The organism is Mycobacterium sp. DL592 (assembly GCF_011694515.1).
Taxonomy (GTDB): Bacteria; Actinomycetota; Actinomycetes; order Mycobacteriales; family Mycobacteriaceae; genus Mycobacterium.
In genome coordinates this window covers 1,439,667-1,449,433 of the sequence record NZ_CP050192.1, presented here as the reverse complement: position 1 = coordinate 1,449,433, position 9,767 = coordinate 1,439,667, and the positions used below count along the sequence as shown (strand labels likewise).

Here is a 9,767-nt window from a genome sequence, read left to right as displayed (position 1 = left end):
GTCCCTTACCTGCCATCGGCCAACGGTCCTTCCGGGATCTTCAAGAACTCGGCGAAGTCGTCACCTTCATAGCCGATTGAGTCACGTGCGGTGAGGGAATCGTGAACTTCAGCAACTTCCACATCATCTGATGCCGGCCATGTCATGCTGACCATCGTGCGCGGGGCCCCAGTGCGTCCCAGCGATACCCTCATGCCATGGTCGGGTCTCCCCGAAACCTGATCGGCTCCGCTATCGCGGACCGCCCTGCACACGGTTGCTATATACATCAAAACTGTTGTATTCCAGCGTTTTTGGAGCGCTTTGCCGACGGCTGCCACGCTCGCCCGAGCTGAGCTCCGGCATAGGCGTCGTCGCCTATCCGGCGCCACCTCGAACCGCGCCCGACCGTCGGCGTGCGCTATTGGCACACGCGCCGGCGGCACTGTTTGCGCGTGCAAATAGCGCTCGCGTGGCAAACAATGAGCCGGTTCCGACCATGGTGTGATGGCCACCGCACCAGCGGCGGTACTGCGACGCAGGTCACAGCCACAGGAAGGTAGCTGTACACCAGCGGTTCTGAGCGTCGACATCGGATCTCCGGCGCTGCCTACGTAACCGCGCCGGCGGTCTTGAGTTCGATGATGCGGTCCCAGTCCAGACCGATCTCTTCGAGGATCTCGTCGGTTTGTTCGGCGAAAGCCGGGGCCGGCCCACTAGTGGGCGCCGCCACGTCGAACTGCACCGGGTTGGACACCAACTCCAGTTCGCCTGCCTGCACCAGATACTCGTTGGCCCGGACCTGGGCATCGGCCGCGGCCTGCAGGGTGTCCTGGACCGGCGCCCACGGACCGGCCAGGGTGGCGAACCGCGTGGACCACTCGGCAAGGGTGCGGGTGGCCATGGCCTTACCGAGGATCTCCACCGCGTCGGCGGTGTGGGCGGCGATCTGCTCCACCGTGCCGAACCGTGGATCGTCGATGTATTCGGTGACCTCCATGTGGCGGCACACATCCGCCCAGAACTTCGTCGGCTGCATCATCACGAAGGAGATGTAGCGGCCGTCGGCGGTCTCGTAGAGACCGACCAGGGGGTTGATGGGCGAACCGTGCACGCCGGGCACCGGAGCCACCAGCCGCTCCCCCAGATGCTGGGTCAGCGCGATGGTGTGACCCATCGCCCACAGGCCACTGCCCAGCAGCGAGACGTCGACCACCGACGGCTCGCCGGTGCGCTCGCGCTTGAACAGGGCCGCAGCGATCCCGCCTGCCAGATTCGTGCCGGAGATGGTGTCGCCGTATGCCGGGCCGGGCGGCCCGATCATGCCCTCGATCCCGGGCGGGGTGATGGTCGCGGCGGTGCCTGCGCGGCACCAGAAGGCGGTCATGTCGTAGCCGCCCTTCTCCGATTCCTGACCGCGCGGGCCGAAGGCACTGCCGCGCGCGTAGACGATCTTCGGATTGACCGCACGGATGTCCTCGACATCGATGCCGAACTTGCGTCGATGCCCGGGCAGGAAGCTGGTGAGGAAGACGTCCGAACGCCGGACGAGTTCCAGCAGGACCTCCCGGCCACCCGGCACCGACATGTCCAGGCCGATGCTGCGCTTTCCCCGATTGGCATGTTCCACATTGGGATTCGGGTCGCCCTCGACCCGCAGCGAGCCGGTCTGACGCAGTCCGCGTTGGGGGTCGCCGGTCACCGCATGCTCGACCTTGACGACTTCGGCGCCCCACTCACCGAGCACCGCACCACACGACGGCACGAAGCCGTACATCGCCACCTCGAGGACCCGGACACCCGCCAGCGGACCACTCACGAGACCACCTCGGCCAGCGTCTTGCCCTCGAGGAATTCCTCGAGTCCGGCCACACCCATCTCGCGCCCGACACCGGACTGTTTGTAGCCGCCGAAGGGGCTGTCCGGGCCGAAGTAGTTGCCGCCGTTGATGCCCATGGTGCCGGTGCGAATGCGCCGGGCGATGGCCCGCGCCCGGTCCTGGCCGCCGAACACCCCGCCGGACAAGCCGTAGATGGAGTTGTTGGCGATGCGCACCGCGTCGTCGTCATCGTCGTAGGCGAGCACGGCCAGCACGGGTCCGAAGATCTCCTCCTGGGCGATCTCACTGTCCGGGTCGACGTTGGTCAGCAATGTGGGCTCATAGAAGAAGCCCGGCCCCTGCACCTTGTTGCCGCCGGTGACCAGGGTCGCCCCGGCCGCCACCGCGCGCTTGACGATGCCGTCGACCTTGTCGCGCTGGGTCTCGCTGATCAGCGGTCCCATATAGGTAGCGGGATCGGCCGGGTCGCCGTACTTGATCATGCCCATGAAGTTCTTGACCTGCTCGACGATCTCGTCGTGGTGGCTGCGCGGCACCAGCAGCCGGGTGGTGATGGCGCAGCCCTGCCCGGCGTGCGAGCAGATCATGAAGGCGGCCATCATCGCGCAGGTGTTGAAGTCGGCGTCGTCGAGCACGATCATCGCCGACTTGCCGCCCAGTTCGAGGAATACCTTCTTGATGGTCTCGGCGGCGGCGGCCATGATCTTGCGGCCGGTGGCCGTCGATCCGGTGAAGGTCACGACATCCACGTCGGGACTCGTGGTCAGCGCGGCGCCGACGGCGGCGTCGGTCGAGCTGATCACGTTGAGCACACCGTCGGGGATGTCGGTGTACTTGGCGATGACCTCACCGAGAGCCAGTGTGGTCAGCGGCGTGTCGGGAGCGGCTTTGAGCACCACCGTGCATCCGGCGGCGAGCGCCGGACCCAGCTTGGCCAGCGCCAGCTGGTTGGGATAGTTGTAGGCGATGATCGCCGCGACGACGCCGGCGGCTTCTTTTTCCACCCAACGGTGATGACGCTGCCCGCGGCTCTCGATCTCACCGAGGTCCTCGGTCAGCGGGTAGGTCTTCAACAGGTCTGCGTAGTACCCGACGATCCGGATGGGGTCGTCGAGCTGGGCGCTTTCGGTGAGCGCGCGGGTGGCGCCGACTTCGGCGATGGTGATGGCGCGCAGTTCGTCGCTGTGGTCGAGCAGGGCCTTGTGGAGCTGGTCCATACAGCGGATCCGGAGCTCGACGTTGGTCGACCAGTCGGTGGTGTCGAACGCCTTACGGGCGGCGGCGATGGCGCGCTGCGCGTCGGCGACGTCGGCATTCGGTGCGTATCCGACGATTTCACCCGTGGCGGGGTTGAGCGAGGCATAGGTCTGCGCGGCGCCGACCAGCTGGCCGTCGATCAGCATGAGCCGGCCGGCAGCCTGGCCCCCCTGCGCTTGTAGGCCGCCCGCGATGGTCGCCGTCGTGTCCACAGGAATCCAGCCTCTCCCAGCGTTTTGGATAACTTGATTCTCATCTTCGGCGAATCATACATTCGGGGAACGAGAACTCAAGCCGCCTCGAGGCACACCGTCACGACCTGTGCGGGCCGCTCGCTCGCCGCGTTGCCGAACCATTCCCGCAGTTAGACACATCGAGCCGATGTGTCTTGCGAAATGCGTCACACCGAGAGTACCGTTCTCATTCCAGAAAGGGAGATTCTTGGACAGTGAGATCGTGTCGGCTGGAATCTCTGCGCTCCCCTGTCCCCGACGTGACGATCGCGTCCAGGCCGGCGACGCACCCGCACGTCCGCAGCTCCACCGCACCGGCCTGAGCACGCCGCTCAAACATCCGATCCTCCAGAGCAATTGAAAGGAACACACCGTGGGACGAGTCCAAGGCAAAGTCGCATTCATCACCGGTGCCGCACGCGGACAGGGACGTAGCCATGCCCTGCGGCTGGCCGAAGAGGGCGCCGACATCATCGCCATCGACTTGTGCAAGGACGTCGCGACCATCGGCTACCCGATGGCCACCCCGGAGGATCTGGAGGAGACCGCGGAGCTGGTGAAGAAGACCGGCCGCGGCATCGTCACGGTGCAGGCCGACGTCCGGGAGGCCGCCCAGCTCAAGGATGCCCTCGATCGCGGGCTCGCCGAGTTCGGCAAGGTCGACATCGTGGTGGCCCAGGCCGGCATCGCCGGGATGAAGGGCGAGCCGCCCCTGCAGGCCTGGTGCGACGTGATCAACACCAACCTGATCGGGACCATCAATGCGATCCAGGTGGCGCTGCCGCATCTCGAGGAGGGCGCCTCGATCATCGCCACCGGCTCCACCGCGGCACTGATGGACGCCCACCAGAAGGCCAACCCGGGCTCTGATCCCGGCGGCATGTCCTACATGGTGGCCAAGCGTCTGCTGTCGAACTACGTCCACGATCTGGCCACCGAGGTAGCTGTGCGGGGAATCCGGGCCAACGTCGTGCACCCGACGAACTGCAACACCGACATGCTGCAGAGCGAACCGATGTACCGCTCGTTCCGTCCCGATCTCGAACACCCGACCCGGGCCGACGCCGAGCCCGTGTTCGGTGTCCAGCAGGCGATGAAGGTCAACTACGTCGAGCCACTGGACATCAGCAATGCCGTGCTGTGGCTGGCCTCCGACGAGGCCCGCTACGTCACCGGTATGCAGCTGCGCGTCGACGCCGGCGGCTACTTGAAGTGGTACGACTACCACGTCTGACACCCGGCAGGACAGCGACGAACGGAAGGATAAGCCGTGAAGGTTCGGGTAGACCAGAACCGCTGCCAGGGGCACACCCTGTGCGCCATGATCGCTCCAGAGATGTTCGTGCTCAGCGACATTGACGGCAGCTCGTCTCCGGTGACCGAAGTGGTCCCGGCCGAGCAGGAGGCCCTCGTCCGGGAGGCCGCACAGTCTTGTCCGGAACAGGCAATCCTCATCGACGAGGACTGACCGCCACACTCACCGCCCCACCAGAAGTCAAGGGAGACAGCGCCTTGAGCGTCGACGACGTCACCACCGATGACGAGCGCAAGCAACCTCGCTACCACTTCGACCGACACACCCCGGAGTACCGGGTGCAGTTCGAGAAGATCACCGAGGAGATGCACGAGAAGTGCCCGATCGCATGGTCGGACACCTATGGCGGCCACTGGGTGGCGGCCGGCAGCAACGCGGTCTTCGAGCTGGCCCGGTGCCCGCACATCTCCAACGACCACGACATCAACGGAGAACGGCGCGGCTACAAGGGGATTTCGATTCCCACCAGCCGGCGGGTGGTGACCCGCGGCGGCATGCTCGAGATGGACGACCCTGAGCACCGCATCTATCGCAACGTGCTCAACCCCTACCTGTCGCCAGCGGCGGTGGCCCGGTGGGAGCCGTTCGTGCACGAGATCGTGCGGGCCAGTATCGACGAGAAGATCGAGTCGGGCCGCATCGACTTCATCGACGACCTGGCCAACGTGGTGCCCGCCGTGCTGACGATGGCATTGCTCGGTATCCCGCTGAAGAACTGGACCATCTACTGCGAGCCCACCCACGCGGCGATCTACACCCCCGAACACTCCCCCGACGCCGAACGGGTGGCCCAGCAGCACCGCGAGATGGGCATCGACCTGATCACCCGGATGCACGAGGCGAAAGACAAGCCGCGGCCCGGACTGCTCAACGCGCTGATCAACCTGCGCGTCGACGGCGAGCCCGCACCGGACATGGAGATCCTGGGCATGCTGGGCCTGATCATCGGCGGCGGCTTCGACACCACCACCGCGCTGACCGCCCATGCGCTGGAATGGCTTTCGGAGCATCCCGACGAGCGTGAGCGGCTCAGCCGCGAACGTGACACCCTGCTCGACCCGGCCACCGAGGAGTTCCTGCGGTTCTACACCCCAGCCCCCGGCGACGGCCGGACCTTCTCCGACGACGTCGAGCTCGAAGACCACCGGTTCAGGGAGGGCGAGCGGGTGTGGATCTCGTGGGCGATGGCCAACCGCGACCCCTCGGTGTTCCACGATCCCAACGACGTGATCCTGGACCGAAAGGGTAACCGGCACTTCAGCTTCGGCATCGGCGTGCACCGCTGCATCGGCTCCAATGTGGCCCGCACGGTGTTCAAGGACATGCTCACCAGCGTGCTCGACCGGATGCCGGACTACCGCTGCGACCCCGAAGGCACGGTGCACTACGACACCATCGGGGTGATCCAGGGCATGCGGAAACTGCCCGCGACGTTCACCCCCGGCAAGCGGCTGGGTCCCGGATTGGACGAGACGCTGGAGAAGCTGCAGCGCATCTGCGACGAGCAGGAGCTGGCCCGCCCGATCACCGAACGCAAGGAGGCCGCGGTCATCGACTGACCGCGGGCGTTGAGTGAGGAACCACGCACAAGAAGTGCGAGTGGAAACCTGCGAGGTTCCTCACTCAACGCATGGGTTACCTGCCGCGCGGCAGGCCCAGCACCTGCTGGGCGATGATGTTGCGCTGGATCTCTGAAGTGCCGCCTGCGATGGTGCCGGAGAAGCTGCGGGCATGCCGCTCGAACCAGCTGGCGAAGTAGTGGTCGAGGTTCATGTGTGCGTACGGTCCGGTGGTCGACGGATGGATCAGCCCCTCGGAACCCGCTGCGGACAAAGCGGTTTCGGAAGCCCGCAGCTCGGCTTCGGAGCCGAACAGCTTGAGCACCGACACGGACGCGACGTCGACCTCGCCCCGCGCGGCCTTGGCCAGCCCGGCCGAGCCCATCAGGCGCAGCGCCTGGTAGTCCATGATCATCGATGCGTACTGGTCCTTCTCCAGCGGTGTGCGCGGCGTGAAGTCGCCGATCATGTTGGCGATCCGGTCGGCGAAGCCCAGCCACATCATGGTGCGTTCGTGGCCCAGTGACCCGTTGGCCACTCCCCACCCGCCATTGAGTGGGCCGACGAGGTTCTCGGCCGGCACCCGGACATCGGTGAAGAAGACCTCGTTGAAGTCCTTGTCGTCGATCCCGCAGATCGAGGGGAACGGCCGGCAGACCACTCCGGGCAGATCGGTCGGGATGATCAGCGCGCTGATGCCCTTGTGCTTGGGCGCATCGGGGTCGGTGCGCACAAATGTCAGCAGGAAGTCCGCGTCATGGGCACCCGAGGTCCACACCTTCTGCCCGTTGACCACGAAGTGGTCGCCGTCCAACACGGCCCTGGTGCGCAGCGAGGCCAGGTCCGAACCCGCACTGGGCTCGCTCATCCCCAGCGACGCGGTCTTCTCACCCTTGAGTACCGGAACCGCCCAGCGCTGTTTCTGCTCGTCGGATCCGAACGAAATCAGCGAGGCGGCAACGATATTGACGCCCTGCGGGTTGAAGCTGTGGTAGATGCGGCGACGGCACAGCTCCTCGAGATGGACGAACTGCTGCAGGATGGTCGCGTTGCGGCCGCCGAACTCCGGCGGCTGGCCCGGCAGCAGCCAGCCGTTGTCGAACAACAGCCGCTGCCAGCGCCGCGCCCAGGCCGGCATGTGGGACACCGACCGCGGCCGCTCCAGAGTCTGCGCCTCGTCGGGCAGGTTGGCGTCGAGGAAGTCGCTGAACTGCCTGCGGAACTCCTCGACATCGGGATCAAAGGTGAGTTGCATCAGTCCTCCTCGTATTCCTCGGCGATGATCGCGCGATGCTCGGCCGCGCCGCCGAGCAGCAGCTCGCCGACCTTGGCGCGCTTGAGCGCGAACTGAACGTCGTTCTCCCAGGTGAATCCCATGGCGCCGAAGAGCTGCAGACCATGGCGGAACACCACCGACTGGCAGTCGCCCGCGGCGGCTTTGGCCATCGCGGCGGCCAGCCGCCTGCGCGGGTCGTCGGCACTGATCGTCAGCGCCGCGAAGTAACCCAGCGCCCGGGCCCGCTCGATGGCGACGTGCATGTCGACGGCCTTGTGCTGCACGGCCTGGAACGACCCGATCGGCGCGCCGAACTGGTGGCGGTCGCGGACATGGTGCAACGCCAGGTCGAGCACCCGCTGGCAGGCGCCGACCGTCGTGATCGCGATCCCCATCAGCGCGACATGGCGGGCGCGCTCCGGGTCGGTACGCAGCCGATCGGTGTCGGGGACGTGCACGTCGGCGAAGTTCACGTCGGCCACATGCAGTGCGGGGTCGAAGACGGTGGCGCGGGTGACGGTGATCGCCGACCAGTCGACGAGGAAGACCCCACCGTCGGTGACCACCGCGAGCTTCTCGGCACGGTCCCCGTCGAGCACGTGGCGGGCGGTTCCGCGCAGCACCCAGCCGTCGGCGTCGCGGTGGGCGGTGACTCCGTCGTAGATCGCAGCGCCGGCCTTCTCCGGGTCGTAGCGGTCACCGGCCAGCGGTGCGAACTGCGTGACGGTGGCCAGGAACGGGGTGGGGTCGGTGGCCCGGCCGAGTTCCTCGAGGACGATCGCCAACTCGACCGCCGTCGCGGGTTCGTTGAGCTCGGTCCAGCCCTGCTCGACGTAGCTGCCCCACAACGGCGCGGGGTCCACGCCGTTCTCGGCGATGCCGCGGATCAGCGACGCCGGGCACTGCTTGGCGACGGCATCTCGCACGGTGTCCTGCCACAAACGCTGATCAGCGTCGAATTCCAGTAGCACCCAACTTCTCCTGTCCTGCTACCCGACTGTGGAAACCTCATTCTCCTATAGCGAGTTACCGGTTCTCTCAATTCGGTATCGCACTCTACCGGGCAATTTCCTTGCTGCCTACCGTCCGGTGAGGCAGAGTGGTAACGAGGTTCTACTCTCCATAGTGAGAACACTATTCTTGCATTGCAAGAACTGGGATTTACACTGTGGGGCAGACGGAAGGCGGGTTTGGTGATCGAGCACCACGACGGGACGACGACGCCCCTCATCGATGCGAGTGTGCACATCTTCTTCGGGTCGACGCCCGAACTGCGGACGGTGATGCGCGAGCCGTTCAAGAGCCGTGGCTTCCCCGACTACGAGATGGACTGGTACGGCGCTCCCGGCGGTGAGTACGTCAAGGGTTCCCGCGGTCCCGACGGCCAATACCCCGGATCCGATCCCGATATCGTCGCCAAGCATCTGTTCGCCGACCGCGGTGTCGACGTGGCGGTGCTGCATCCGATGGGCCGCGGCATCATGCCCGACCGCCATCTGGGCACCGCCATCCTGGCCGCCCACAACGAGATGATGGTGTCGCGCTGGCTGGAGCACCCCGAGCACGGCCAGCGGTTCCGGGGCACCATCCGGGTCAACCCTGACGACATCACCGGCGCGCTGCGCGAGATCGACAAATACAAGAACCATCCGCAGGTCGTGCAGATCGGGATCCCGCTGCAATCACGGGAGCTCTACGGCAAGCCACAGTTCTGGGAGCTGTGGGAGGCCGCGGTCGACGCGGGGCTGCCGGTGGCCACTCACATCGAGCCGGGCGAAGGCATCGCGTTCCCGCCGACACCGTCGGGACACACCCGAACCTTCGAGCAGTACCTGGGCTTCATGTCGCTCAACTACGTCTACCACCTGCTGAACATGATCGCCGAGGGCGTGTTCGAGCGGATGCCCGACCTCAAGTTCGTCTGGGCGGACGGCGCCGCCGACATGATCACTCCGTTCATCTGGCGGATGGATTGCTTCGGCCGCCCGCACCTGGAGCAGACCCCGTGGGCGCCGAAGATGCCCAGCGACTACCTGCCCGGCCACGTCTACTTCATCCACAACAGCCTCGACGGTCCCGGCGACGCCGAGTTCGCCGACGAATGGCTGTCATTCACCGGCAAGGACGACATGCTGATGTTCGGGTCCAGCTACCCGCACTGGCACTGCGGCGACGCCCGGTCCCTGCCCGCGGCGTGGACCGCCGAGCAGCGGGCGAAGGTCTGCTGGCGCAACGCCGCCGGCTTGTATGGCATCGACATCCCGGCCCCCGTCGGAACACGCTGAGTCGCAGGGTAAGTACAAGGAGA

8 protein-coding genes are annotated in these 9,767 nt (G+C 66.1%); 4 read left to right on the top strand and 4 right to left on the bottom strand.

Annotated elements, in window-relative coordinates; all coding sequences use genetic code 11:
- Positions 1–589: 589 nt before the first annotated feature.
- Complete coding sequence (locus tag HBE64_RS07070; RefSeq protein ID WP_243841618.1) at positions 590–1,756, bottom strand: CaiB/BaiF CoA-transferase family protein; 1,167 nt, start codon at positions 1,754–1,756, stop codon at positions 590–592.
- Between the two features lie 38 nt (positions 1,757–1,794).
- On the bottom strand, positions 1,795–3,288 hold the full coding sequence (locus HBE64_RS07065) for an aldehyde dehydrogenase family protein (RefSeq protein WP_243841522.1): 1,494 nt from the start codon (positions 3,286–3,288) through the stop codon (positions 1,795–1,797).
- 394 nt (positions 3,289–3,682) lie between these two features.
- On the opposite strand from HBE64_RS07065, the gene HBE64_RS07060 reads away from it, so the two are divergent.
- From HBE64_RS07060 to HBE64_RS07050, 3 genes are read left to right on the top strand one after another with little or no spacing between them, the layout of a single operon-like run.
- Positions 3,683–4,543: a mycofactocin-coupled SDR family oxidoreductase gene (locus HBE64_RS07060; RefSeq protein WP_167099593.1), complete on the top strand. Its 861-nt coding sequence runs from the start codon at positions 3,683–3,685 to the stop codon at positions 4,541–4,543.
- Positions 4,544–4,579: 36 nt separating this feature from the next.
- Positions 4,580–4,777 carry a ferredoxin gene (locus HBE64_RS07055; RefSeq protein WP_167099589.1) on the top strand — a complete coding sequence of 66 codons (198 nt, stop codon included), beginning with the start codon at positions 4,580–4,582 and terminating at the stop codon, positions 4,775–4,777.
- Positions 4,778–4,821: 44 nt separating this feature from the next.
- Positions 4,822–6,183, top strand: coding sequence for a cytochrome P450 (locus tag HBE64_RS07050; RefSeq protein ID WP_167099586.1), 1,362 nt, complete (start codon positions 4,822–4,824; stop codon positions 6,181–6,183).
- Between the two features lie 76 nt (positions 6,184–6,259).
- Here the strand turns inward: HBE64_RS07050 and HBE64_RS07045 are convergent, their stop codons facing one another.
- Both HBE64_RS07045 and HBE64_RS07040 read right to left on the bottom strand, forming a co-directional pair.
- Positions 6,260–7,438 (bottom strand): acyl-CoA dehydrogenase family protein, encoded by a 1,179-nt coding sequence (locus tag HBE64_RS07045; RefSeq protein ID WP_167099584.1) that lies wholly within the window; start codon positions 7,436–7,438, stop codon positions 6,260–6,262.
- Entirely contained in the window at positions 7,438–8,430 is a 993-nt protein-coding gene (locus tag HBE64_RS07040; RefSeq protein WP_167099581.1) for an acyl-CoA dehydrogenase family protein, read from the bottom strand. Before HBE64_RS07040 ends, HBE64_RS07045 begins: the two co-directional genes overlap by 1 nt.
- A 222-nt stretch (positions 8,431–8,652) precedes the next feature.
- On the opposite strand from HBE64_RS07040, the gene HBE64_RS07035 reads away from it, so the two are divergent.
- Entirely contained in the window at positions 8,653–9,744 is a 1,092-nt protein-coding gene (locus HBE64_RS07035; RefSeq protein WP_167099578.1) for an amidohydrolase family protein, read from the top strand.
- Positions 9,745–9,767 lie beyond the last annotated feature (23 nt).

Excerpts from the sequence above, each read along its gene's own strand:
- HBE64_RS07070 (WP_243841618.1), bottom strand. The coding sequence starts at position 1,756 with ATGTACGGCTTCGTGCCGTCGTGTGGTGCGGTGCTCGGTGAGTGGGGC.
- HBE64_RS07045 (WP_167099584.1), bottom strand. The coding sequence starts at position 7,438 with ATGCAACTCACCTTTGATCCCGATGTCGAGGAGTTCCGCAGGCAGTTC.